This is a genomic window from Curtobacterium sp. MCSS17_015, assembly GCF_003234265.2.
GTDB lineage: Bacteria > Actinomycetota > Actinomycetes > Actinomycetales > Microbacteriaceae > Curtobacterium.
Window position 1 is genome coordinate 92,260 of record NZ_CP126256.1, and the last position, 24,070, is coordinate 116,329.

General features: G+C 72.2%; 17 protein-coding genes. 11 read left to right on the forward strand and 6 right to left on the reverse strand.

Features of this window, described 5'->3' with window-relative positions:
- The first annotated feature begins 4 nt into the window (after positions 1–4).
- Together DEJ18_RS00415 and DEJ18_RS00420 are read left to right on the forward strand one after the other, a co-directional pair.
- The gene (locus DEJ18_RS00415) at positions 5–1,792 is read left to right on the forward strand and encodes a S53 family peptidase (protein WP_111209788.1); all 1,788 of its coding nucleotides are present in this window, start codon (positions 5–7) and stop codon (positions 1,790–1,792) included.
- Positions 1,789–4,476 (forward strand): hypothetical protein, encoded by a 2,688-nt coding sequence (locus DEJ18_RS00420; protein ID WP_181434133.1) that lies wholly within the window; start codon positions 1,789–1,791, stop codon positions 4,474–4,476. The genes DEJ18_RS00415 and DEJ18_RS00420 overlap by 4 nt, the downstream gene beginning before the upstream one ends.
- Positions 4,477–4,652: 176 nt before the next feature.
- Here the strand turns inward: DEJ18_RS00420 and pepE are convergent, their stop codons facing one another.
- Complete coding sequence (pepE, locus tag DEJ18_RS00425; protein ID WP_111209785.1) at positions 4,653–5,435, reverse strand: dipeptidase PepE; 783 nt, start codon at positions 5,433–5,435, stop codon at positions 4,653–4,655.
- Positions 5,432–6,271, reverse strand: coding sequence for an IclR family transcriptional regulator (locus DEJ18_RS00430; RefSeq protein ID WP_111209784.1), 840 nt, complete (start codon positions 6,269–6,271; stop codon positions 5,432–5,434). The genes pepE and DEJ18_RS00430 overlap by 4 nt, the downstream gene beginning before the upstream one ends.
- A gap of 98 nt (positions 6,272–6,369) precedes the next feature.
- Between DEJ18_RS00430 and DEJ18_RS00435 the strand changes: the two genes are divergently transcribed.
- From DEJ18_RS00435 to DEJ18_RS00445, 3 genes are all read left to right on the forward strand, one after another.
- Positions 6,370–8,004, forward strand: coding sequence for an OPT/YSL family transporter (locus DEJ18_RS00435; protein ID WP_111209783.1), 1,635 nt, complete (start codon positions 6,370–6,372; stop codon positions 8,002–8,004).
- Positions 8,001–8,714 carry an AroM family protein gene (locus tag DEJ18_RS00440; protein ID WP_111209782.1) on the forward strand — a complete coding sequence of 238 codons (714 nt, stop codon included), beginning with the start codon at positions 8,001–8,003 and terminating at the stop codon, positions 8,712–8,714. The genes DEJ18_RS00435 and DEJ18_RS00440 overlap by 4 nt, the downstream gene beginning before the upstream one ends.
- 134 nt (positions 8,715–8,848) lie before the next feature.
- Positions 8,849–9,796 (forward strand): DUF1177 domain-containing protein, encoded by a 948-nt coding sequence (locus tag DEJ18_RS00445; RefSeq protein WP_111209781.1) that lies wholly within the window; start codon positions 8,849–8,851, stop codon positions 9,794–9,796.
- A 79-nt stretch (positions 9,797–9,875) separates the two neighbouring features.
- Here the strand turns inward: DEJ18_RS00445 and DEJ18_RS00450 are convergent, their stop codons facing one another.
- Positions 9,876–10,751, reverse strand: a complete 876-nt coding sequence (locus tag DEJ18_RS00450; RefSeq protein WP_111209780.1) for a DUF808 domain-containing protein — start codon at positions 10,749–10,751, stop codon at positions 9,876–9,878.
- A 201-nt stretch (positions 10,752–10,952) separates the two neighbouring features.
- Between DEJ18_RS00450 and DEJ18_RS00455 the strand changes: the two genes are divergently transcribed.
- Both DEJ18_RS00455 and DEJ18_RS00460 read left to right on the forward strand, forming a co-directional pair.
- Positions 10,953–12,170, forward strand: a complete 1,218-nt coding sequence (locus DEJ18_RS00455; protein ID WP_111209779.1) for a glycoside hydrolase family 76 protein — start codon at positions 10,953–10,955, stop codon at positions 12,168–12,170.
- A gap of 38 nt (positions 12,171–12,208) precedes the next feature.
- The gene (locus DEJ18_RS00460) at positions 12,209–13,165 is read left to right on the forward strand and encodes an ROK family protein (RefSeq protein ID WP_220034295.1); all 957 of its coding nucleotides are present in this window, start codon (positions 12,209–12,211) and stop codon (positions 13,163–13,165) included.
- Between the two features lie 139 nt (positions 13,166–13,304).
- Here DEJ18_RS00460 and DEJ18_RS00465 read toward each other — a convergent pair whose 3' ends face one another.
- Together DEJ18_RS00465 and DEJ18_RS00470 are read right to left on the reverse strand one after the other, a co-directional pair.
- The gene (locus DEJ18_RS00465) at positions 13,305–15,086 is read right to left on the reverse strand and encodes a class I mannose-6-phosphate isomerase (protein WP_111209778.1); all 1,782 of its coding nucleotides are present in this window, start codon (positions 15,084–15,086) and stop codon (positions 13,305–13,307) included.
- A 138-nt stretch (positions 15,087–15,224) separates the two neighbouring features.
- Positions 15,225–16,271 (reverse strand): LacI family DNA-binding transcriptional regulator, encoded by a 1,047-nt coding sequence (locus tag DEJ18_RS00470; protein WP_284177990.1) that lies wholly within the window; start codon positions 16,269–16,271, stop codon positions 15,225–15,227.
- A 97-nt stretch (positions 16,272–16,368) separates the two neighbouring features.
- Between DEJ18_RS00470 and DEJ18_RS00475 the strand changes: the two genes are divergently transcribed.
- The 4 genes from DEJ18_RS00475 to DEJ18_RS00490 all read left to right on the forward strand — a co-directional run bounded on the left by DEJ18_RS00475 (position 16,369) and on the right by DEJ18_RS00490 (position 22,716).
- On the forward strand, positions 16,369–17,670 hold the full coding sequence (locus DEJ18_RS00475; protein WP_111209776.1) for an ABC transporter substrate-binding protein: 1,302 nt from the start codon (positions 16,369–16,371) through the stop codon (positions 17,668–17,670).
- A complete protein-coding gene (locus DEJ18_RS00480) occupies positions 17,667–18,617 on the forward strand; it encodes a carbohydrate ABC transporter permease (RefSeq protein ID WP_111209775.1) in 951 nt (316 codons plus the stop codon). Before DEJ18_RS00475 ends, DEJ18_RS00480 begins: the two co-directional genes overlap by 4 nt.
- 12 nt (positions 18,618–18,629) lie before the next feature.
- Positions 18,630–19,448 (forward strand): carbohydrate ABC transporter permease, encoded by an 819-nt coding sequence (locus tag DEJ18_RS00485; RefSeq protein ID WP_111209774.1) that lies wholly within the window; start codon positions 18,630–18,632, stop codon positions 19,446–19,448.
- A gap of 121 nt (positions 19,449–19,569) precedes the next feature.
- Positions 19,570–22,716 (forward strand): glycoside hydrolase family 38 N-terminal domain-containing protein, encoded by a 3,147-nt coding sequence (locus DEJ18_RS00490; protein WP_111209773.1) that lies wholly within the window; start codon positions 19,570–19,572, stop codon positions 22,714–22,716.
- A gap of 144 nt (positions 22,717–22,860) precedes the next feature.
- Here DEJ18_RS00490 and DEJ18_RS00495 read toward each other — a convergent pair whose 3' ends face one another.
- A complete protein-coding gene (locus DEJ18_RS00495; RefSeq protein WP_181434132.1) occupies positions 22,861–24,024 on the reverse strand; it encodes a PP2C family protein-serine/threonine phosphatase in 1,164 nt (387 codons plus the stop codon).
- Between the last annotated feature and the right edge of the window lie 46 nt (positions 24,025–24,070).

Below are 24,070 nucleotides of genomic sequence, written 5' to 3' on the forward strand. Positions count from 1 at the left end.
CCCCATGCAGACCCGTCTCTTGATCGGTGCGCTCGCGCTCGCCGTGCTCGTCCCAGGCGCCCTCCTCGCCCGCCCCGCTCCACTCCCCGCCGACACGCGGACCCTCTCCTCCTCCGTCCCGCCCTGGATCGCCCACGCCGATCGCGGCGCTCCGGTGACCACGGACACCCTGTCCTTCTCCGTCCTCCTCGACCCCGCACGCACCGACGCCACGGCGGACGTGGCGACATGGCTGCGGGGGGAGGGCCTCCGGGTCGGTGAGCTGCGCGGATCGGTCGCGGTCCTCCCGGTCTCCGGCACCGCCGACCGCGTCGGCGACGCCTTCGGGACGTCCTTCGCCACCTGGAGCACGGCGGGGGTCACCGCGGTCGCGCCGGTCGGAGCCCTCACGGTGCCGCGGGCACTCGGCGCCGTCGTGGGCGTGGCCGGCGTCGTCGCCGCCGACACGATGCGGCCGACCGTCGCCGCACCTCCGCCCGGTCCGGGTGGGACGGACCCGCGTCCACCCACCCTGGCGGACGACGGCCAGTGCGCTGCGTACTGGGGTGAGCGACTGACGGACGACTGGCCCGCGTCGGTCGACGTCACCCACCGTTCGAACGCGCTCTGCGGGTACCAGCCGCAGCAGCTCCGCGAAGTCCACCACGTCCCGGCCGAGTACACCGGCGAAGGAGCGCGGATCGCGATCGTCGCCGCGTACGACGACCCGGACGTCGAAGCGAACACGAACACGTACTTCCGCGCTGCCGGCGCCCAGCCGTTCCGCGCCGGACAGTACGAGCACCACGCGCCGACCTCGCCCGACGTCGACCGGTGCGGAGGCCCGCAGAGCTGGACCGAGGAACAGCACCTCGACGTGCAGGCCGTGCACGCGATGGCGCCCGACGCCTCCGTCGCCTACTGGGGAGCGGACGACTGCAGCTCCACAGCCCTGTTCTCCCGGATCCTCGACGTGGTCGAGGACGACCGTGCCGACGTGATCAGCCTGTCGTTCGGCTCCACCGAGGACCTCGACACCGCTGACGACCGCGAGCTGCTGGGCCGTGTGCTCGTCGAGGCGGCCTCGCGGGACATCTCCGTCTTCGCGTCGTCGGGCAACGACGGCGACCACTCCGACTTCGGCGACCACGACGAGGGTACCGACGTCACGTCCCCCGCCTCGAGCCCGTACGTCACGGCTGTCGGTGCGACCAGCACCGGTCTCGCCGCGGACGGCTCCGTGGCGGTCGAGGCCGGTTGGGAGACCGAGACCCGGTTCGCCCGCAACGGCGCCCTGATCCCGCCGGGCTTCGCCTACGGAGCGGGCGGGGGTGAGTCCGACGTGTACGACCGCCCCACGTGGCAGCGTGAACTGCTCGACGAGCCGGGGACCGGACGTCTCGTCCCCGACGTCGCCTCGATCGGCGACCCGAACACCGGGTTCGTCGTGTACGGGCCGCACAGCGGCGAGACCGTGTACGCCACCCACGGCGGCACGAGCCTGGCGACGCCGATGGTCGCGTCGATGGTCGCACTCGCCAAGGCCGCGACCGGAGTCGAGATCGGCCTGGCCACCCCGGCGCTCTACGACCTGCTCGGGACCGATGCGCTCCGCGACGTCACGCCGGCGTCGGCGGCCACCTGGTCACCGAAGGGCCCCGACGCCGGGGCGCTCTGGCCCGAAACCGTCTTCGTCTGGGACACGAAGCCGCAGAGCCTGCAGTCCGCTCCCGGCTGGGACGACGTGACCGGCGTCGGCGTGCCCGACGGACGCGCCTTCATCGAGGGCTTCGGCAAGGAGAGCGACCGATGACCACACGCACCGCGACCAGCACGAAGGCCGCCGTCGCACTCGCCGCAGCGATGCTGCTCGGACTCGGGGTCGCCGCCCCGGCGCTCGCCGCCGAGTCGGCACCGTCCGCGAAGGCATCCGGCGTCGAGGTCATCGACATCGACGGCACCACGCTGATGCGCCCGACACCGACCGTGGAGTGGCGTTCCGGCGCGGCCGTGGAGGCCCGTGCGGACGCGACGACGGACGTCCTCAAGCTCAACACGACCCAGACGACCGGACTGCGCACGACCGCCGGACCGGACGGGGCCGTGTCGACCATCGAGTCCGGGACGTTCACGCTCCGCGACCGTCCCGCCGTGACCTTCCGCGACCTCCGGGTCGCCTGCACCCCGGGGGCCGATCCCGTCGTCACCCTCGGCAACCTGACGATCGGCGGGACCGACGTCACCGCCGAGGCGAACGCCCGACCCGGCTGGAGCACCGACCTGCCCGACTCGCGGTACGGGCCCACGCGGGTCCTCGTCGGCACCACGACGACCAGTGCCGACGGGACGGCGACGACCGTCGGGCTGCGGATCGACGGGGACTCCGGTGCGTCCGAGATCTCCCGCGTCCGGGCCGGATCGGTCTCCTGTGCCGCAGCGAGCAGCTGGCCGACGCCGACGCCGACACCGACACCGACGCCGACGCCGACGCCGACACCGACACCGACGCCGACACCGGTGCCGGAGCCGGGCGCCCCGCCGGCGGCCGACCCGGACGACGCGGCCGCGCTGCGCACGGTCTCCGGCATCTCGGTGACCGCGCCGGACGGGTCCGTCCTCATCGACGGGCAGCCGGCACTGACCGGCGCGGGTACGCGAACGGTCGACCGTGTCGCGTCGACCGACGGATCATCGTCGACTGGTCGAGGAGTCACCGTCACGACGACGCCCGACGGCGCATCGGACATCGGGATCGACTCGTTCGAGCAGGTCCCGGGCGCGGACACCGACCCGGTCGCCGGCTACCGCTGGCCGGCGGTGCGCGTCTACGGTCTGCACGCACACGTCACCCCCGAGGGGGCGATGACCGTCGGCTTCGCGGACGAGTCGAGCGCGGTCTTCGTCAACGGAGTGTGGATCAACACCGCCACCGACCTGTACACCGGCGTCGACGCCGAGGGGAGGGAGCGGGTGCGCATCGCCTTCGGTGAGCGCACCGTGGGCGCGGACGGCAGCACGACGCTGACGGCACTGCACTACACGGACCTCACCGGCACCCACCCGGAGGTCTCGCTCGGGACGGTCACGATCCCGCCGTCCGCCACGATCCCCGTACCGGACGCGCGGGTGACGGAGGCCTGGGGTGTCGGCGTCCGAGCAGCGGACGGCAGCACGTTGGTCAGCCCGCAGCCGCGCGTGACCGCCGCGGGCGACCGCAGCTCGGCCGACCGGATCGCAGCACGGGACGGCTTCCCCGCCCGTGCCACCGACGTCACGGCGGCGATCGGCGCTGCGGGTGACACGGCGTCGGTCTCGGTCGGACACTACGAACAGGTCCCGGGCGAGGGCGACGACCCCGTGGCCGAGTACCGCTGGCCGGCGCTGAAGGTCAACGGGCTGCGAGCCGAGGTCACCGCGGACGGGCGGATGTCCGTGCAGTTCGACGACGAGTCGAACGCGGTGTTCGTCAACGGCGTGTGGATCAACACGGCCACCGACCTGTACACCGGCCTCGACGCGGACGGCCGCGAGCGGATCCGCGTGCACATCGGAGAGCGGGTCGAGAACGCCGACGGCACCGTCACGCTCACGGCGCTGCACTACGAGGACCTCACCGGCACGTACCCGGAGGTCCGGCTCGGACAGGTCACCACCGCTCCGGCGCGAGACGGTGACCCCGGCGACGGCGACGGCGATGCACCGGCACCCGGCGCGGAGGAGCCCGCACTCGGGCGGTGGTACGCCTTCGGCCTCCGGAGCACCGGTGCCAGCGACGTCAGCGCCCAGCCCCTCGCCGCACCGACCGGGTCCGGCAGCCCGGCGACGGAGCGTGTGGACCTGGTGGACGACGGCGCGGCCGGACAGCTCCGGGTGACCGGCGCCTCCGTCCGATCGGCCGAGGACCGTGGTGAGGTCAGGCTCGACCGGGTCGTGCTGTTCCCCGGAACCCGCCTGGCGGGTGACCTGCGGGACGTCCGCGTGACCGTCACCGCCCGTGCCACCACGGTGACCACAGGTGGTGGTCGGATCGCCGGCACCGCGATCGCGGCCGGCCCGGTCGCGCCGGACACCAGGATCAGCCTGCCGGGCGGCGCGGGGACGCTCGTCCTCAACGAGCAGCGCACCACGGACGGCGACCAGACCGTCACCGCGGTCCACTTCACCGACCGCACCGGGCTCGGCGCTGACGTGTCGACGGGCGTCGTCACCACGGCACAGGTCGACCCGCCGGTCGACGGCGGTTCACCGGGCACCGGCGACGGCACGACGCCGGGCACCGGCGGTGCCGGCACACCCGGGCAGGGCGGTGGCAACCAGGCGGCGCCCGGCGCGCTCTCGCCGGACGGGTCGAGCCCGGCGGGCACCAGCGGGACCGGTGGTCAGGACCTGGCCTTCACGGGAACGTCCATCGGGTCCGCGCTCATCGCCTCGGCCGTCCTGCTGGCGGCGGGGGCGGCGATCATCGTCGCCCGGCGGCGTCGACGGCGGTCGGTGTGACCGGCAGCCGGACGGCGAGCGGGCACACCTGCGGGCAGCGGATCACGACGCCGTGAGGCCGGTCTCCTGCGGGGCATCCGGACGATGCCCCGCAGGAGACCGCTGCGCCGTTGCCGTGCCTGGTCCTGGTCGAGCGGCGACCCGGGCGACCGTCTCACGGTCCAGGGCCCGCGGCGTCACCCGGCCGCGATCGAGACGGCCCGGTCGTACTGCGGCGTCAACTCGAGGAGCTCGGAGACGTCCCCGTGCACCTCGCGCACCGGTCGGCCGCGCTCGAGCAGGACGGCTGGACCACGCGTTCCCGCGGAGACGGCCGCCCCGCCGATCGTCGCGGACACCGATCCTTCCCCGTCGCCGCGCGATCGGAGCCGGAGCCACGTCCCCTCCCGCAGGCCGACGACGGCCACGTCGTTCTGCTCGAGGAACTCGGCCAGCCGCTGCTCCCGGGTCTCGCCCGCGTGCGTCGAGGTCGGGTCGGCGTCGAGGTAGTGCGGGTTGATCTGGAACGGCACCAGCCCGATTGTCCGGAACGAGGGCGGTTCCGCGATCGGCATGTCGTTCGTCGTGCGCATCGTCGGAGCGGCGACGACCGTGCCCGCACTGGCCCCGCCGTACCGCAGCCCGCCGTCGACGACCGCGTGGCGGATCGTGTCGACGAGTCCGTGCCGGTGCAGTGCGGAGGCGAGGCGGAACGTGTTGCCGCCACCGACGTAGAGCCCGCCGGCGTCCCGGATGGCCGCGGATGGATCGGTGACCGTGTGCAGTCCGCGCACCGTGGTACCGACCGCCCGGAACGCCGGCGCGACGCGTTCCATGTAGCCGTCGTGGTCGGCGAGGGCCCACGGCGCGAAGAGGACCTCGCCGACGCCGGCGTAGTGCTCCTCGAGGACGTCCAACGCGTGCCCCAGGTAGGTGCCGCCGTGGTTGGTCGAGTTCGAGAAGAGGAGTGCGTTCGTCATCGCGGTCCGTTCGGGGTCGGGGCTGCGCCGTGCCCGCGGCGCCAGTCGCGTCGGGGAGCTGCCGGTGGGCGGTTGGAGAGGAGGTCGCTGAGCGCATCAGCGGTCGTCCGGAGTGCGGGGAGCGCGTCGATGAGGGCGTCCTCGTGCTCGGTGGTCTTGTCCTCGACCAGGGAGAGGGAACCGACGGGTCGACGTCCGGCGAAGACCGGGACAGCGACGGCGCGGGACGCCGCGTCGTACTCACCCTCGGAAGCGGCGTAGCCACGGTGGACGGTGTCGTCGAACAGCGCGCGCAGCGCGTCCTCGTCGACCTCCGTGAGCTCCGAGTAGCGGGCGGACGGACGGCCGTGCAGCAGGGCGGCACGTTCGGGTGGTGGGAGGAACGCGAAGTGGGCACGGGACGTCGCGCCGGCGTGCGCGGGGTAGATGTCGCCGAGGTACGGGTGGGCGCGCCGCGGGCCGTCGGCACCGTCGACCGCGGCGATGCAGCGGACGTACGCACCGTCCGGCGTGCAGAACAGTGCGGTGCGGTCGGTGCCGCGGGCCAGGTCGGCGAGGAGCGGTTCGGCGAGTGCCGCGAGTCCGCCGCCGCGCTCCCACATCGCCGCCGTCTTCCAGATCGCTGGGCCGAGGCGGTACCGCCGGGTGTGCGGGTCGGCCTGGAGGAACCCGCGGGTGGCCAGGGCGGCGAGCAGACGCTGCGCGGTGGACCGGGTCAGCCCGAACTCCTCGGCGAGTTCGAGCACGCCCCACTCCTTGCGGTACTCGTCGAACGACAGCAGGACCTCGAGTGCGCGATCCACGGTCTGCAACGGCGTCGGCGGATCGGTCAGCACGGGGCCAGCCTAGGCATGGTCAGCCCGAAATGTGACTGTAACTCCCAGATAGTGGGATTCGCTTCCCCCGCAGCGCCGGGACCCGGCACAGTACCGGCATGGCCCAGCAGACCGTCATCGCCCCGAACGAGGCCCGGCAGGAGCGTCACCCGAGCGCCCTGCAGCCGCTCATGCTCGTCATCACGATCCTCGTGAGCGTCCTCGGAGCACTCATCGGGATCCACATGATCACCACGCTCGGTGTCGCGCCGAACACGAGTGTCATCGGCGCGGTGATCGCGATGCTCATCGGCCGGATCGGCTTCTTCGGGCTTCGGAAGATGCGTGACGTCAACCGCCAGAACCTCGCCCAGAGCGCGATCTCCGGGTCCACCTTCGCCGCGGCGAACTCCCTCATCACCCCGATCGCCGTCCCGTTCGCGTTCGGTCGCGCCGACCTGGTGTGGCCGATGCTCGTCGGTGCGTCGCTCGGCCTCCTCATCGACGCGTTCGTGCTCTACCGGGCGTTCGGGTCGAAGTTCCTGCCCGCCGACGCTGCATGGCCTCCCGGGGTGGCTGCCGCCGAGACCATCAAGGCGGGCGACCGCGGTGGGAAGCAGGCGCTCTGGTTGGTCGGTGGCACCGCAGTCGGCATCGGTGCGTCGTTCCTCGGCCTGCCGATGTCCGCCGCGGGCATCGCGATGATCGGCAACGTCTGGGCGCTGGCCATGTTCGGCATCGGTCTGCTCGTCAACCAGTACGCTCCCGTGCTCCTCGATGTGGACCTGGCGGAGCTCTACATCCCGCACGGGGTGATGATCGGCGCCGGTGTCGTGGCACTCGTGCAGGTCGGCATGATCCTGGCTGGCCGCGTGACCAAGCGGGAGCGCGCCGAGGCCGAGGCGATGCGTGACGTGGTCGCCGCCGATCCCTCGCTCGCGCCCACCGTCCAGCCGCGGCAACTGCGCCGGGTGCTCGGCTCCGGATACGTCGCGTACGTCCTCGGCGCACTCCTCCTCGCCACGCTCGGGGGTGTCTGGGCGGAGATGCCCGTCGCCGCGGTCATCGCGTGGGTCCTGTTCGCCGGGGTCGCCGCCCTGGTGCACGAACTCATCGTCGGTCTCGCCGCGATGCACGCCGGCTGGTTCCCCGCCTTCGCCGTGACGCTCATCTTCCTGGTCGTCGGTCTGCTCCTCCAGATCCCCGCCGTGCCACTCGCCCTCGTCGTCGGGTACTGCGCCGCCACCGGTCCCGCATTCGCCGACATGGGCTACGACTTCAAGGCCGGGTGGATCCTCCGCCGCGACCGCCGCCCGTACACCGCCTACGAGATGGACGGTCGGCGCCAGCAGATGATCGCGAGCATGATCGGCTTCGCCGTCTCGATCGGCATGGTCGCGCTGCTCTGGCGGGGCCTCTTCGCCGACGGCGCGATCCCGCCGACGGCGACCGTCTACGCGGACACCATCCGCGCCGGTCTCGGTGACGCGGACGCCATCGGCAACCTGCTCCTGTGGGCGATCCCCGGGGCCGTCGTGCAGGTCCTCGGCGGTCCGAAGCGCCAGATGGGCATCCTGCTCGCCACGGGCCTCCTGATCGCCACCGCGAACGCGGGCTGGATGGTCCTCGGCGCCCTCGTCCTCCGTGGGGTCTGGAAGAAGCTCCGCGGTGAGGAGGGCGAGCGCGAGGTCTCCCTCACGGGCGCCGGCCTGATCGCGGGCGACTCCGTCTTCTCCCTCGGGAAGATCCTGTGACCCGGCTCGGCGTCGTCACGATCGGGCAGGCCCCGCGGACCGACCTCACCCCGGAACTCGCGGGATGGCTCCCCGGCGTCGAACTCGTCGAACGCGGGGTCCTCGACGACATGGACGCGCGGACCCTCGGCACGATGGCACCAGCCGCCGACGACCACGTGCTGACCACGCGGCTGGCGGACGGCACGCCGATCGAGATCGGCGAGCGGCAGGTCCAGGACCGACTCCCGGGCGTCCTGGCCGCGCTCGAAGACGAGGTCGACGCCGTCCTCCTCGCCTGCACCGGTCCGTTCGACGCGCTCCCGCACACGAAACCCCTCTTCGTCCCTGACGCCCTCATCGCGCTCGGCACAGCGGCGCTCGCCACTGCGATCGGCGGTCCGGGCGGCGCCCGCGTCGGCGTGGTCTGCCCGCTCCCGGCACAGCAGGACTTCACCGTCGCCAAGTTCGCACCGCGTCTCGCCGGACAGCGGGTGCTCACCGCGCCGAGCTCCCCGTACACGGGGACGGACTCGACGCTCGCGGATGCTGGACGTGCGTTGCAGGCCGGTGGGGCGGAGCTCATCGCCCTCGACTGCATCGGCTACTCCGAAGCGATGCGGAAGGTGGTCGTGGCCACCACGGGCCTCCCGGTCGTCCTCGCCCGCTCGGTCGCCGCCCGCCTGGCGGCGGAGGTCCTCGACGGTCTCCAAGCCGCGGTCGAACGGTGACCGGGTCGTCCGGCCCCGTCCCCCGGCCGGACGCCGGCCACCCCGTGACGGCCTGGAGGCCCGTGACCGCGCGCGCCCACCGGCGCACCACCGACTCCTGATCCACCATCCACCCGAACCACGCAAGGAGCACCATGTCCTGGACCCACACCATCGCTGCGTACGACCTGCTCGACGACCCGTCCACCTCGGGCGCGGCGGTCGCCGCGTTCCTCGCCGGGTACACGGCCGACGGTGGTCCGCGTGCGGAGGTCGAGACCGTGAGCGGCGCGAAGGGTGCGACCGACTTCGTCCGCATCACGATCCCCGGCGTGCGCGGACGGACCGCAGGCGGTGACGCCCCGACGCTCGGGATCCTCGGTCGGCTCGGCGGGCTCGGCGCCCGGCCGGAGCAGATCGGGTTCGTGTCGGACGGAGACGGTGCCCTCACCGTCATCGCCGCCGCTGCCAAGCTGCTCGACATGGCGCGCCGCGGGGACCTCCTCGAGGGCGACGTCGTCATCGCGACCCACGTCGACCCGGACGCACCGACGCAGCCACACGACCCGGTCCCGTTCATGGACTCCGCCGTCGACATGGCCGTCGCGAACGAGCTCGAGGTCCGCCCGGAGATGGACGCCATCCTGTCCGTCGACACCACGAAGGGCAACCGGGTCCTCAACCACCGGGGCTTCGCGATCACGCCGACGGTCAAGGACGGGTGGATCCTCCGCGTCTCGGAGAGCCTGCTGGACGTCGCGTCCCGCACGACCGGGGTCGCACCTGCGGTCCTGCCGATCACCACGCAGGACATCACCCCCTACGGCAACGGGGTGTTCCACGTGAACTCGATCCTGCAGCCGGCGACGGCCACCGACGCCCCCGTCGTCGGCGTCGCGATCACCACGGAGACCGCCGTCGCCGGTTCCGCGACGGGAGCGACCGACCTGCGCGTGGTGGAGAGCGCCGTGCGGTTCGTCATCGAGGTGGCGAAGGACCACGGCCGAGGGCTGGTGGTCTTCCACGACGCTCCGGAGTTCGCCAGTCTCGTCGAACAGTACGGCTCCATGTCGCGACTCCGGACGCTGCCGATGCGGAGCTGAGCGTCGACGGGAGCCCGAAGACGCTCAGCTCCGGACGCTGCCGACGCGGAGCTGAGCGTCGACGGGAGCCCGACGACGCTCAGTGCGAGCGCCCGCGCAGCCGCCCGATCCCGAGCACGGCCCCGACGATCACCATGCCGAGCACCAGGCCCGCGACGGCCGAGATCGCCGTGTCGACGATCCACGTCACGACCGGTCCCGCGGCCTCGACCGCGTGCTCGACGTGGTGCAGCAGCTCGTACGGCCCGGCCCAGAACGTCTCCGCCATGTTGGCGATGACCAGGTGTCCACCGACCCAGAGCATGGCGACGGTCCCGACGACGCTGATGAACCGGAAGACCGCCGGCATGGCCCGGACGATCCGGGCGCCGGTGCGGCGGGTGCGCCGCGAGGGGTTCTTCATCATCTGCAGGCCGATGTCGTCGACCTTGACCAGGAGCGCGACGGCGCCGTAGACGATCAGGGTCATGCCGAGGCCGATGACCGCCAGCGCGCCGAGCGTCGGCCAGAAGCCCAGCTCGGCGTCCAGGCTCGCCAGGCCGATGAGCATGATCTCGGTGCTGAGGATGAGGTCGGTGCGGATCGCCCCGAACACCAGTTTCGGCTCGGAGACGGCTGCGTCGGTGCCCGCCTCGTGGTGGACGCCGAACCACTCCGTGACCTTCTCGGCACCCTCGAAGCACAGGTACGTCCCGCCGATGACGAGCAGCCACGGCAGCACCCAGGGTGCGAACGCGGACAGCAGGAGCGCCAGCGGGATGATGATGACGAACTTGTTGAACAGGCTGCCGAGGGCGATCCGTCCGACCACCGGCAGCTCGCGAGCGGGCTGGAGGCCCTGCACGTACTGCGGGGTGACGGCGGCGTCGTCGATGACGACACCGGCGGTCTTCGCACTGGCCTTCAGGGCAGCGCTGAGGATGTCGTCCACGACGGCGAGCAGTCCGACTGACATGTGGTGGTCTCCTCGAGGTCTCCCGAACACTGTCCGATCGCTCAGACTACTGGCGCTTCCCCGCGAACTCGCCCGCCGCCCCGTCAGGCCCCTCCGCCGGTGGAGGACGGCATGACACGCGCCCGGACCGCGGGGAACCGGCCCTTGCGCGCCTCCGGCCACCCGCCTATGGTAACGATACCAACCAGGAGGGGAGCAACGATGCTCAGCTCGGCACGAGCCCGTTCCACACGAGGCGTCCGGATCGCCGCCACCGCCGTCGTCCTCGGCGTGGTGGCTGCAGGGGTCCCGCAGGTCGCCGAGGTCGCCGAGGCGGCACCCGACGCCGTGTGGCAGCAACGCGCCAGCGCGACGTACGACGCCATGCAGGACCACCTGTACACGGGGGCAGCGGGCCACGGCCTGTACCGGGAGAACACCGACACGAGTTCCGGGAACCCGTACTCGTACCTCTGGGAGTACCGCGAGGCGACACAGGCCGCCCTCGACCTGCAGGGCATCGCCGGCGTCGGGCCGGCCTACGCCAACTCGGCCGCGGCGCGGGTGGACGGCTTCGAGCTGTACCACGCCGTCAAGCCGGGCGGGCGCGCCGGGTACGAGTCGTACCTCCCGGCCCCGATCGGCACCGGTGGTGACGTCTACTACGACGACAACGCCGTCGTCGGACTCTCCCTGATCAGCCAGTACCAGGCGACGTCCGACCCCGAGTACCTCGACCGTGCTCGCGGGGCGTTCGACATCGCCGCGCGCGGGTGGAACGCCGACGCCGCGCTGACCTGCCCCGGTGGCTCCGACTGGATCGACCGGGCCGACAACACCACACGCGGCGCGAACGTCACCGGGCTCTCCGCCCAGCTGGCCGCCCACCTGTACGAGGAGACGGGGGAGTCGTCCTACCTGCGGTGGAGCACCAAGGCCTACAACTGGAACAACAAGTGCCTCAAGGAGTCCGCCGGCCTGTACCGGAACAGCATCAACGACGACGGCACGGTCGACCCGACGCTCTGGACCTACAACTCCGGTGCGATGATCGGGACGGCCACCATCCTGTTCCGCGCGACGGAGGACCCGAAGTACCTGCAGCAGGCCACCAGCGCGGCCCGGGCATCGCTCCGGTACTGGACCGCCGAGAACCGCCTGCAGCAGCAGCCCGCGGTCTTCAACGCGTTCTACTTCAAGGACCTGCTGTTGCTCGACTCCGTCCAGCACGACCCCTCCTACCGCGCTGCGATCGAGCAGTACGCCACCGCGACCTGGCGTGACAACCGGGACGCCGACACCGGACTGTTCCACTTCCAGCCGAGCGGCGGCGGCGACCCGGCGTGGGACCGTCCTGCCGCGACGCTCGACCAGGCCGCGATGGTGCAGGTGTTCGCCGTCCTCGGGTGGTCGGCGGACCGGCTCGGCCAGGTGAGTTGACCGGGTCGCGCAGCACCGGACGGGCTCCCGTCGGCGTCATGGACGTCGGCGGGAGCCACGTCACGGCGGCGGTCGTCGACGCTCCGGTGCTCGTCGACGTCGCGGTGGCGGCTGACGGACGGGAGGCCGGGGGCACGTGGCCGGAGCGCGCTGCGGAGATCGACCCGCACGCTCCGCGCGACGTCCTGCTGGACCAGCTCACCGCACCGGCGCGCGCGGTCGCCGAGGCGCTCGCCGCCGCGGCGATCGGTGCGGGGGCCGGCACACCGGCCGCCCGTCCGCTGCGCGGGTGGGCGGTCGCGATGCCCGGCCCCTTCGACTACGCGGCCGGATCGGGGACCTTCGACGGCGTCGACAAGTTCGCCTCGCTCGCCGGCGTGGACCTGCGCAGTGCGTTCGCCGACCGGCTCGGCGTCGCCCCCGAACGCGTCCGGTTCTGCAACGACGCCGTGGCCTACGGCATCGGGGAGTGGGCCGTCGGCGCCGGGTCACGAGCGCGTCGGATGGTCTGCCTGACGCTGGGGACGGGCGTCGGGTCGTCGTTCCTCGACGCCGGGGTCGAGGTCGACTCCGGACCCCTGGTCCCCGCACACGGCGAGGTGCACCGACTGACGATCGCCGGACGCCCGCTCGAGGCGACGATGTCCTCGCCGGCGCTCCGCAGCGCCTACCGCGACCGCTCCGGCCAGGAGTCGTCCGTCGAGGAGATCTGCGCCCGCGCCCGGGCCGGTGACCAGCTCGCCGTCGAGGTCCTGCACACCGCCCTGCGGGCCCTCGGCGCCGCCGTCGGCCCCTGGGTCGACCGCTTCGACGCCGACACGGTGGTGGTCGGCGGCGCGATCGCGCGCTCGTGGGACATCGTCGGGCCCGGGTTCCGGGACGGCCTCGCGGCGGTGGGGGTGTCCGCTGCCGTCGTCGTGCCGGCGGACCTCGGGTCGCGGGCACCGCTGGTGGGCGCAGCGGTCCACTGGGAACGTCAGGTCGCTCCGCGCTGAGGCCGCCGGAGTGTCGGCGACCAGCCGGAGTACCGGCGGTCTCCGCGGGGTCAGCCACTCCCGCGGTGCCTGCCACCGCCGCGCACCGTGACGCCGCCGCCCGCGGAGGGCGGCGGCGTCGCTGCGTGCGTCCGGGACGTCAGTCGCTGAGTCCGGTCCCGCGCACCGAGGCCTTCACGGTCCCGAGGCGCTGTCCCTCGCCGCCCCCGCACGGGCGGATCGTGTACCGGCCGACGCTCGCCGGCACGATGAACGTCTCGGCGTAGTGCACGACGAACGGCTCGAACGCTCCGTCCGGACTCTCGACGACCGCCTCGGCGCCCTCGACCAGGTTGAGGACGTTGACGGTGCCGTCGGTGTCGTGCGGGACCGTGCCCTCGAACCAGTGCCGCCGGACCTCGATGAACTCGAGCTCGTGCAGCCCGGTGCGCTCCTCGACCCAGCCATCCCCGCGAGCGACCTCGGTCACCTGGTTGACGAGCTCGTCGCGCGCGTAGTCCGTCCGGCGGTCCCACTGGATGTTCGCGAACGCGTGGTCGAGGTGCACGGGTCGCGGGACGCCGTCGAGTCCGACCCGACCCCAGTCCCACATCTTGAACGTGAAGATGTACGGGGTGGCCGAGATCTCGAGGACCATGGAGTCGGCGCCCGAGCAGTGCACGGTGCCCGCGGGGATGAGGAAGTGGTCGTGCTTGGCCGCCGGGAACGTGTTGACGTACTCCTCGGCGGCGAACGGGGCCGCTCCGCTCGAGGCGGCCCGGAGTGCGGCTTGCATCGCCTCGGGGTCGGCGTCGTCACGGAGGCCCAGGTAGACCACGGCGTCGTCGGTCGCGTCGAGCAGGTAGTAGCTCTCGTCCTGCGTGTACGGCATCCCGAACGTGTTCTGCATGTAGTCGGTCAGGGGGTGTACCTGCAACGAGAGGTTGCCGCCGGACATCGTGTCGAGGAAGTCGAAGCGGATCGGGAACTCGGCACCGAACCGGGCGTGGGTCTTCCGTCCGAGCAGCTCGCGCGGGTGTCGGAACACCAGGTCGAGGGCCGGCAGCTCGACGACCGTCTCGCCGATGCGGAAGAGCAGGCTGTTCTCCTCCGGCACGCAGTCGAAGCACCAGGCGTAGTTGTCGGCGTCCCCGACCTCGAGGATCTCCTTCATCCACTGCCCGCCCCACACCCCGGGGTCGAAGAACGGCACGACGCGGAACGGCCGGCGGCTGGCGGTCTCGAGTCCTGCCGAGAACGTCCGGCCCTCGATGAGCTTGGCGTCGGCCATCGTGCCGTTCGCGTCGAGCAGGAGGTCGATCCGGTCGAACAGGGTGCGCTTGTGCCGGTCGGCGATGCGCCACTCGACGAAGTAGCCGCGCTTGACCTTCCGGAGCTGGTCCTCGTCGCCGTTGTCCGCGCGCCAGTTCGGTGCGCCGGCCCGCTGCCGTCGCTGGATCTCCCAGCGCGCCAGATCGGCGAGCACGACGGTGGTGAAGTCGACCGGCACGAGTGTGGCGCCCCAGCCGTAGACCACGACGGGGCCGTCGGCGTCCCGGACGCGCTCGGCGACGGCGGCGAGGCGCTCGGGGTCGTAGAGGTCCGCGAGCACCTGGTGCCCGAGGACGCCGAACACGCGGTCGTCGGTCAGGTTGCCGGCGATGCGTTCCTCGATGAGCGCGTTCGGCAGGGCGGCGGCGGCCTCGACGTCGATGAGGAGCGCGTCGGGTGCTGCGACGGTGAGCTCGCGGCGGAGGCCGTCCAGGTCGCTGCCGGGGTAGGTGTCGACGGCCATCGTCGACGCTCCGGCGGCGGTGAGCAGCGAGGCCAGGTGCTCCCATGCGCCCCTGCCGACCCAGACCGGGTGCTCGGGCGGCAGGTCGATCACCGGTGTCTTGTCGTACTGGCCGGGCGTCACCCCTGGGGGCAGGAAGGTGGACATGGGACCCCTTTCGAGTTGATAACGTTACCAAGCCAACGGGGCCACACTACCGTCGACCGGCGGTGGGAACGCAAGCAGGGCCTCCCGTTCGGCCCGCGGGCACCGGGCGCTGGGAGGTGGCAGGCGCGGCGACCGCCGTCAGTGGTGGACGAGGTGGACCGGGAGCTCGACCGACCGCGGGGCCTCGCCGTCGGCGGAGCCGTCCAGACGGGACAGCAGCATCCGGGCGGCGACCCGACCGAGCTCGGCGGGGTCGTGGTCGATCACGGAGAGCGGGAACGGCACCATGTCGGCGAAGTCGAACGAGTCGAACGCGGCCAGGGCCGGCGGTCCGCTGATCGTGCCGTCGGCCCGAGCCCGCTCGATCGCCCGGATCGCCCCGACGCTGATGCGGTTGTTCGCGGCGAAGACCGCCGTGGGCGGGTCGGGTGTGCCCAGCAGTTCGCGCATCGCGACCTCGGCGGCCTCGGTGTCCTGCAGGCCGAGCACGACGAGGTCCTCGTCGGGCACGGCGTCACGGGCGGCGAACGCGCTCCGGAAGCCGCGCAGGCGGCGGTGCCCGGTCGACACCGTCACCTTGTTGCCGAGGAAGGCGATCCGGCGGTGGCCGTCGTCGAGCATGAGCGCGGTGGCGTCGTGTGCGCCGTGCACGTCGTCGATGAGGACGGTGTCGGCGGGGACGTCGGCGACGGTGCGCGAGGCGAGGACCAGGGGAGCGTCGTTGAGGCGGGCGGTCGTGAACCGTTCGGTGTCCTGACCGACCGGCACGACCACCAGGCCCTCCACCTGTCGGCCGAGGAAGTCCGACAGCAGCTGTCGTTCGAGGTCGGCGTCCTCGTTCGTCGTCGCGACCAGGATCCGCCGCCCGGTGGCGGCGACCACCTGCTCGATGCCCTGGACGACGCCGGCGTAGTACGGGTTGCCGATGTTCGTGATGAGCACGCCGATCAGCCCCGAGCGCTGCCCGGGCCGGAGGCTCCGCGCGTTCTCGTTGCGGTGGTAACCGAGCTCGGCGATGACGCGTTCGACGTGCTCGCGCAGTGCGGGGCGGACGTTCTTGCCGCCGGACAGGACGCGGGAGACCGTCATCGGGCTGACCTCGGCGACGCGGGCGATGTCCTTGACGGTCATCGCTGTCTTCCGGGTCGGAGTCGCGCCCGGACCCTGACCTCCGTCTGCCGCCATGGGTCCTTTGTACCGGACCGACCCCTTGCGATCGGTCCCTCGGTGTGTAAGCTCGTCTTGGTAACGTTATCAATTCACTGGCGAATGGAAACGAACGATGCCCGACCCGATCTCCCGAGGGCCCGCCGTGACCCGTCGCACCGCGCTCGCGCTCGGTGGCGGCGGACTCCTGGCGATGGCACTCGCGTCCTGCGCCCGCGGTTCCGACACGCGGCCCTCCGCCCCCGGCACCGTCACGCTCAACAGCGACAACCCGACCTGGGGCCCCGGCTACGCCGCGGCGTCCGCCGTGCTCGCCGAGCGCATCGGGTACCGCATCACCTCCCGGTCGGTCGCCAGCGTGGCCAACTACGGGCAGGTCATCCGGATGACGGCCCAGACCGACAGCACGACGGACCTCATCAAGTGGACGAACGGCTACCGGCTGCAGGACATCGCCCGCGCCGACATCCTCACCGACCTCAACCCGGTCTGGGACGCCGTCACCGAGCGCGGTTGGGTCGACCCGGCGCAGCGCGAGTCCTTCAGCTACCGCGGCAAGGCGTACGGCGTCCCGCTCTACAAGAGCTACTACGCGGTGTTCTACAGCAAGAGGGCGTTCGCCGAGAACGGCATCGCGGTGCCCACCACCTTCGACGGCGTGATGGACGCGGCGCAGACGCTCAAGGACGCCGGGATCACACCGTTCCTGTCCCCGGGCGCCACGACGTGGGAGGCCGAGATCTGGTTCATGCAGCTGCTCGCCTCGATCGACCCCGACTACTACAAGGCGGTCACCACCGACGAGGCGAGCTACACCGAGGACCCGGCGGCCCAGGCAATGGACGTCTGGTCCGAGATGTACGGCAACGGGTTCTTCTCGGCGCCCGACGTCACCTCGAACGACCTGCCCGGCCTCGTCGGCAAGGGGCAGTTCGGCATGATGCTCTACGGCACCTGGTTCGCCAACACCCTGCTCGCCAACGGACTGACCGACGACGACATCGGGTTCTTCCGTGTCCCACCGCGAGGCTCGACCGCGCCGGCGATCGTCGTCGAGAGCGGCTCCCTGTCCGTGCCCGTGAAGGCACACCGGCACGCCGCGGCCGTCGACGTCGCCGAGAACTGGCTCGCCACGGACGTGCAGAACGCCTGGGTCGGGTTCCTCGGCGACACGAGTCCGAACCCGCAGGCGTTGCCGGAGTCCGACCTGGTGAAGGACCTGGCGAAGGACATCACCGCGACCCGCCCGACCGAACTGACCCGTTACTGGGAAGCCTCGCCGACCCCGCTCGTCGAGGGCAACGTGGCCGACCTGGGCGCCTTCATGGTGAACCCGTCCCGGGCCAACGGCACCGCCACCCTGCGGTCGATGGAGGACCGCGCCCGGACCGAGTGGAAGATCTGGAACGCCGCATGACTCTCACCCAGCCGCCCGTCCCGGAAGCGGCCGTCGACCCCGAGGTCCGCCGGTCCCGGCCCGCCCGCCCTGCCGCCCGGCGTCCGGCTCCGCTCCGCGCCCGGCTGACCGGAGGAGTGTTCCTCGCCCCGGCGGTCGTCCTCGTGCTCCTGCTGCTCGTCGCGCCGTTCGTCTTCACGATCTACCGGAGCTTCTTCAACGACAACGGCTTCACGCGCAGCTGGGTCGGGCTCGAGAACTACCGTGCGATGTTCGCCGACCCGGCGTTCGGGCAGTCCGTGTTCAACACGTTCCTGTGGGTCGTCGGCACGCTGCTGCTGCCGGTCGGGATCGGGCTCGCGATCGCGGTCGGCACGTGGAAGCTCCGGCTGGGCGGGCTCGCCCGGTTCGCGATCGTCCTGCCTTACGCCATCTCCGGATCGGCGACCGCGGTGGTCTGGACGTTCATGCTCACCACCGACGGTGGTCTCGACACCGTGCTGCGCCAGACCGGTCTCGACCCGCTGGTGTCCCAGTGGCTGCTGCAGTGGCCGCTCAACACCGTGATGATGATCATCGCGACGACGTGGCAGGCGACCGGCGCCTGCGTGATCCTGTTCCTCGTCGGGCTGCAGTCGATCCCGCCGAACACGCTCGAGGCCGCGCAGATCGACGGCGCCTCCGGCTGGCGGCTGTTCTGGTCGGTGACGTTCCCGCAGCTGCGGCCAATGACCATCGTCGTGGTCGGGATCTCGATCGTGGGCAGCCTCAAGGTGTTCGACCAGGTGCTGCTCCTGACGAACGGCGGTCCCGGCACGGCGTCGGAGACCCTCGCGCTCACGATGTACCGCGAGACGTTCACGCTCTCCCGGTACGGCTCCGGCGCGGCGGTCGCGGTGTTCCTCACCGTCGTGGTCGTCCTCGCCTCGTACGCCTACCTCCGCCGCCAACTCCGTCCGACCGACTAGCTGGAGCCCGAGATGACCAAGACCTCCCGCCGCGTCCTCGCCGTCGTCCTGACGGTGGTGTCGCTGATCTGGCTGATCCCGTCCTACCTGCTCGTCGTCAACGCGTTCACCGCCGGCGCCGACTACTCCGGCACACCCTCCTGGTGGCCGACCTCGTGGTCCCTCTTCGACAACATCGTCGTCGCGTTCCAGAACGCGAACGTCGGGCAGGGCATGGTGAACAGCCTCATCTACTCCGTCGTCGGTGCCGGGGCCGCGGTGCTCATCGCCGCGCTGGCGTCCTTCGCGGTGACGATCATGCCGGTGAAGCGCCCGACCTTCTGGTTCTGGGTGATCTACATCGGCACGATCCTGCCCCTGCAGGCGTTCCTGTCGCCGCTGTTCACCGGGTTCGCCGGTGCGTCGCTGTTCGACACGCAGTACGGCATGCTGCTCGTCTACGTCGCGCTGACGATCCCGTTCGCGTTCTTCGTGGTCCGCGGGCACATGACGGGTCTGCCGAACGAGGTGCGCGAGGCCGCGTCACTCGACGGTGCCGGCTGGGTCCGGATGTTCTTCCAGGTGCACCTGCCGCTGTCCACGAGTGCGCTCCTCGCCGCCTTCGTCTTCCAGTTCACCTGGATCTGGAACGACCTGCTGTTCGGGTTGACCCTGTCGTCGAGTCCGAACATCCGACCCGTGATGGCGACGCTCGCCGACCTGACCGGCAACTACTCGACGTACGGGCCGCCGGTCGCGCTGGCGGGGGCACTCGTGGCGTCGCTGCCGACGATCATCGTGTTCTTCGCCTTCCAGCGGTTCTTCGCCCGCGGCCTGAACCCGACCGCCTGAGCCCGACGGCCCGGACCGGGCCGCCATCCCGACCGCCCGGCCGACCGGACCCACCCATCGGGTGCGATCCGGGCCTCCCGACCGACCCCGTCCACTCCCACACCGAAGAGGACCCCTCCCGATGACCGAACCCGCCCTCGTCTCCGCGCAGCCCTGGTCCCACCTGGAGGCCCGCGCCGGCCTCCTCGACCGCGCCACCGTCGCCTCCGCGACGATCGGCAGCACCCGCGTCCGGGTGGTCCCGGAGCCGCTGCAGACCGAGCGCGACGGCGCGCCCGTGCAGAGCGTCCGGCTGCTGTTCGACGACGAGCACGGAGCGGCGAGCGCCGGTGCCGCGACGCTCGCCGACGGCGGAGGGGACCGGGTCGTCGACCGCGCACCGGCGCCGGACGCCACCTCGGTCCGCCTGCTCGTCCGCAGAGTCGACGAGCCGACCGAGGTCACGCTCGCCCTCCCGGATGCCGGCGCCGAGACCGTGTCCTTCACGCTGCTGCCGCAACGCCCCTGGTCGGTGCACGTCGTACACCACTCGCACTTCGACTTCGGGTACACGGACCCGCAGACCACCGTGATCTCGTCGCAGCGGTCCTACCTGGACTCCGCCGTCGAGCTGGCCGCCGCGACGCGGGAGTGGCCGGAGGCCTCGCGGTTCCGCTGGAACGTCGAGGCGCTCTGGGCGTTCGCGGACTGGGAGCGGCACCGCCCGGCGGCGAAGGTCGAGGAGTTCGTGCGCCTCGTGCACGAGGGCTCGATCGGCCTCAGCGCGATGCCGTACAACCTGCACACCGACACGTGCTCGACCGAGGAGCTGCACGAACTGCTCCGCGAGGCGCGACGCATCCGCGACCGGTACGGCATCGACTTCACCACGGCGATGCAGACGGACGTCCCGGGTCAGGTGGCGGGCCTCCCGGACGCACTCCACGAGGTCGGCGTGCGGTACCTCGCCGTCGCCCACAACTGGGCCGGCCGGTCGATGCCGCACCAGAACGGCGCCCTCGACCTGCCACGGATGTTCCGGTGGCGCACGCCGGCGGGCAACTCGGTCGTCGTCTGGATGACCGACAGCCCGCACGGCCTCGCCTACATGGAGGGCCCGATGGTCGGGCTCACCGAGTCGTACGAGACCGCCGAGACCTACCTGCCTGCGTACCTGACGGCGCTCGCCACCCGCGGCTACCCGTTCCCGCCCGGGGTGTTCGGTGCGCACGGCGAAGAGGCCGAGGGACGCCGGGGCTACCCCTGGGACGTCCTGCACCTCCGCACGCAGGGCTTCATGGGCGACAACGGCCCGGCGCGCCTGCACCTGTCCGAGGTGGTCCGGCGCTGGAACGACACCTGGACGTCACCGACCCTGCGGGTGTCGACGAACGAGGACTTCTTCGCCGAGGCCGAAGCCCGGCACGGCGACGAGCTCACCACCGTCGAGGGCGACTGGGGCGACTGGTGGGTCGAGGGGGTCGGTTCGGCCGCGGTGCCGCTCGCGCTCACCCGGGAGGCGCAGGCCACGGTCAGCGACGCCCGCTCCTTCAGCCAGGCGGCGGCCTGGCTCGGCGGACAGGCGGTCCCGACGGAGCAGGCGGACTCCGACGCCGCCTACGACGCGATCTCGATGTTCAACGAGCACACCTGGGGTGCGAGCAACTCGTGGACCCACGGTGACGAGGGCTACGACTCGGGGGAGCGGCAGTGGCAGTGGAAGGTCGCCCAGGCCCTCACCGCCCACCAGCGTGGTCGCGACTTCGAGGAGCACGCCCTGGTCTACCTCGCCGACGCAGTGTCCGCCCCGGCGGACGCCCTGACGTCGATCGTCGTCGCGAACGCCTCCGGCGCGCCCCGGACCGGCGTCGTGCGGTTCCTCCTCAAGGAGTCGTCCGTGCCCCTCGACACGCACGTCGTCCTGCGCGACGGTCGGACCGGGCGCGAGCTCGCGGTCGTCGAGGAGGCGCAGTCGAACGTCCTGCACCGCGAGTCCGGCCGGTGGGTGAACGCGCAGCTGGTCGACGTGCCGGGGTTCGGCCACGTCCGGCTCGACGTGTTCCCCGGGCAGGTGGCCCCCGAGCCGCCCCGGCGGCACGACGGGCTCGACACCCCGCTGTCCGAGCTCTTCACGCTCGAGAACGAGTACCTCCGGGTCGCGGTCGACCCCGGCACGTCGACGATCCGGTCGATCGTGGAGCGGGCCACCGGGCGGGAGCTCGTCGAGCAGCGCACCCCGGCGGGCTTCAACGCGTACGTCTACGACGAGTACGGCTCCTCCGGCGCCGGCGTGAACCACCTCGCCAACAAGCTCTGGAGCTCCGAGCGCCTCGAACTGCTCGCCGCCCGGACCACGGGTGGGCCGTCGGTCCTCGTCGAGCGCGTGTCCGACGCGGTCGAGGAACGCCTGGTGTACCGGTTCTCGGCGGCCGGCGTCGACGCCGTCACCGTCACCCTGCGCCTCCGGCACGGCGAGCCACGCCTGCGCATCGCGAACCGGCTCGAGAAGCCCGTCACCCGCACGAAGGAGAGCGCGTTCTTCGCGTTCCCGTTCGCCGCCGACGAGCCCGTCGTCCGCTACGAGGTCTCCGGCGGGGTGACCGGGGACGGCCTGCCGCACGTGCCCGGAGCACCGCAGCACATGCGCGCGATCCGCAACTGGGTCAGCCTGGAGGACCGTGGGGACGCCGTCGTCTGGGTCACGAAGGACGCACCCCTCGTCCACCCCGGCACGATCTCGCTGCCCTACGCGCCGTTCCCGGCCAGCACGAGTCCGGCACGGTCGGCGACCGTCTACTCGTGGCTGCACAACAACGTGTGGGACACGAACTTCCCGATCGAGCAGGGCTTCACGGCGACGTTCGAGTACGCCGTCGGGGTGCGTGCCGCCGCCGGCCAGCCCGTCGAGGCCGTCGCGCTCCAGACCTCGGCGGACCTGGTCCGGCCGTTGGCCACGGTGCCGGCGTCCGGGCGGGGCGAGGCCGGTGCAGCGTCGGCAGCGCTCCTGACCCTGGACGACGAGCGCGTCCGGCTCGTGTCGGTGGTCGCCGGTGAGGAGGACGGGCAGTCGGTCGTCCGACTGCAGTCCGTGGTGGACGAGCCGGTCCCGCTCCGGGTGTCCGTCGGCGTCGCGCTCGCATCGGCCGAGCGCACCACCTACCTCGGTGACCCGGCGGACGGCGACGTCGAGCTCGGCGCGGACGGCAGCGTCCGGCTCACCCTCCGGCCGTACGAGGCCGCGGCCGTCCGGATCACGCGGGACCCGGCGCGGGAGACGGCGCGAGCCTGACCCGCGGCGCCCCACCGGACGCGACTGTCGGTGGTCCGGCGCAGGCTGGGGAGCGGTTCGTGTTCCTGTTCGGGTCAGGCGCACGAGCGCTGGTGCTGGCACCTGTCCGCAGGTGCCAGCACCACCCCGTCGGGCCGACCTCGCTCAGCCGGCGTCGCGCGCCAGGACGGCCACCGTCACGTCGTCCTCGGCGTGCTCGGCCGCCCGCAGGCGCACGGTCTCGAGGAACGCGGCCGTGTCCGGCGCGCGCCGCAGCGTCCGGCCGATGTCCGTCAGGGTGTCGATCGTGCCGTCGCCCAGGTCGAGTGCCCCGTCACTCGTGACGACGAGCGTGTCCCCGGGCTCGAGGACGAGCGAACCCGCCCGGAACGGCACACCCTCGGGGTGCAGCCCGAGCGGCAGGTCCCGCGACCGACGGATCTCCGAGGTGCCGTCGGCGCGCAGGTGCAGCACGAGCCCGTGTCCGGCGTCGACGAAGTCCACCCGGCCGGTGCTCGGGGTGAGGCGGGAGTGGAACAGCGTCGCGAAGGCCGAGGCACGGCTGAGGTCCTCGCTGATCCGCGGCTCGACGGCGCCGACGGCCGCGACCGGCAGCAGGTCCTCGTGCTGCCGGAGCGCGGCCCGGAGCCCGGCGGCGAGGAGCGCGGCGGGCTGCTCCTTGCCCATGATGTCGGCGAGCGTGAAGGTGACGGCGTCGTCACCTGCGGTCCAGTCGTGCACGTCACCGCTGAGGTCGCCGTACGGCACGCTCGTCGCGGCGAGGCGGTAACCCGGGACGTGCAGGGGTGCCGGGGCGAGGGCCTCGACGACCTCGAGCAGCCGGTCGTGCTGGAGCCCCCTGGCCAGGGCCTGTTCGGTCCAGCGGCCGAGGTCGATCAGGGCCGCTTCGTCCTGGGGGCTGAACTCCCGCGGCACGACGTCCATCAGGCACAGGGTGCCGACGGCGAGGTCACCCGGCATCGTCAGCGGGACCCCGGCGTAGAACCGGATGCCGCGGCTCGTGACCCCGGGCAGGTCGGCGGTACGCGGGTCGGCGGCGGTGTCCGGCACGACCGTCGGTCCCGGTCGCTGCACGGTGAGCTGGCAGAACGACCACTCGAGCGGCCCGGAGAGCGTCTCGCCCGGCACGTTCGGCGTCAGCGTGCGCAAGAGCGTGTCGTCGAGCAGGTTGACGTACGAGAACGGCACGTCGAAGAGGTCCCGCGCGATGCGGACGATGCGCTCGAGGCGTTCGGACGGGGCCGCGTCGACGATGTCGAGCGCCGCCACCAGTGCCGCCTGTGCGGACCGTGGACCGTCGGTGTCCATCTGCCTCCCCCCCGCGCAGTCGATCCCACGCATCCTGCCACGCCCG

Bases quoted from the DNA above. Each gene is read 5' to 3' on its own strand.
- DEJ18_RS00450 (WP_111209780.1), bottom strand. From the start codon at position 10,751: ATGTCAGTCGGACTGCTCGCCGTCGTGGACGACATCCTCAGCGCTGCC.
- DEJ18_RS00455 (WP_111209779.1), top strand. From the start codon at position 10,953: ATGCTCAGCTCGGCACGAGCCCGTTCCACACGAGGCGTCCGGATCGCC.
- DEJ18_RS00465 (WP_111209778.1), bottom strand. From the start codon at position 15,086: ATGTCCACCTTCCTGCCCCCAGGGGTGACGCCCGGCCAGTACGACAAG.
- DEJ18_RS00445 (WP_111209781.1), top strand. From the start codon at position 8,849: ATGTCCTGGACCCACACCATCGCTGCGTACGACCTGCTCGACGACCCG.
- DEJ18_RS00485 (WP_111209774.1), top strand. From the start codon at position 18,630: ATGACCAAGACCTCCCGCCGCGTCCTCGCCGTCGTCCTGACGGTGGTG.
- pepE (WP_111209785.1), bottom strand. From the start codon at position 5,435: ATGACGAACGCACTCCTCTTCTCGAACTCGACCAACCACGGCGGCACC.
- DEJ18_RS00460 (WP_220034295.1), top strand. From the start codon at position 12,209: ATGGACGTCGGCGGGAGCCACGTCACGGCGGCGGTCGTCGACGCTCCG.
- DEJ18_RS00480 (WP_111209775.1), top strand. From the start codon at position 17,667: ATGACTCTCACCCAGCCGCCCGTCCCGGAAGCGGCCGTCGACCCCGAG.
- DEJ18_RS00490 (WP_111209773.1), top strand. From the start codon at position 19,570: ATGACCGAACCCGCCCTCGTCTCCGCGCAGCCCTGGTCCCACCTGGAG.
- DEJ18_RS00420 (WP_181434133.1), top strand. From the start codon at position 1,789: ATGACCACACGCACCGCGACCAGCACGAAGGCCGCCGTCGCACTCGCC.
- DEJ18_RS00475 (WP_111209776.1), top strand. From the start codon at position 16,369: ATGCCCGACCCGATCTCCCGAGGGCCCGCCGTGACCCGTCGCACCGCG.
- DEJ18_RS00435 (WP_111209783.1), top strand. From the start codon at position 6,370: ATGGCCCAGCAGACCGTCATCGCCCCGAACGAGGCCCGGCAGGAGCGT.
- DEJ18_RS00470 (WP_284177990.1), bottom strand. From the start codon at position 16,271: ATGGCGGCAGACGGAGGTCAGGGTCCGGGCGCGACTCCGACCCGGAAG.
- DEJ18_RS00495 (WP_181434132.1), bottom strand. From the start codon at position 24,024: ATGGACACCGACGGTCCACGGTCCGCACAGGCGGCACTGGTGGCGGCG.
- DEJ18_RS00415 (WP_111209788.1), top strand. From the start codon at position 5: ATGCAGACCCGTCTCTTGATCGGTGCGCTCGCGCTCGCCGTGCTCGTC.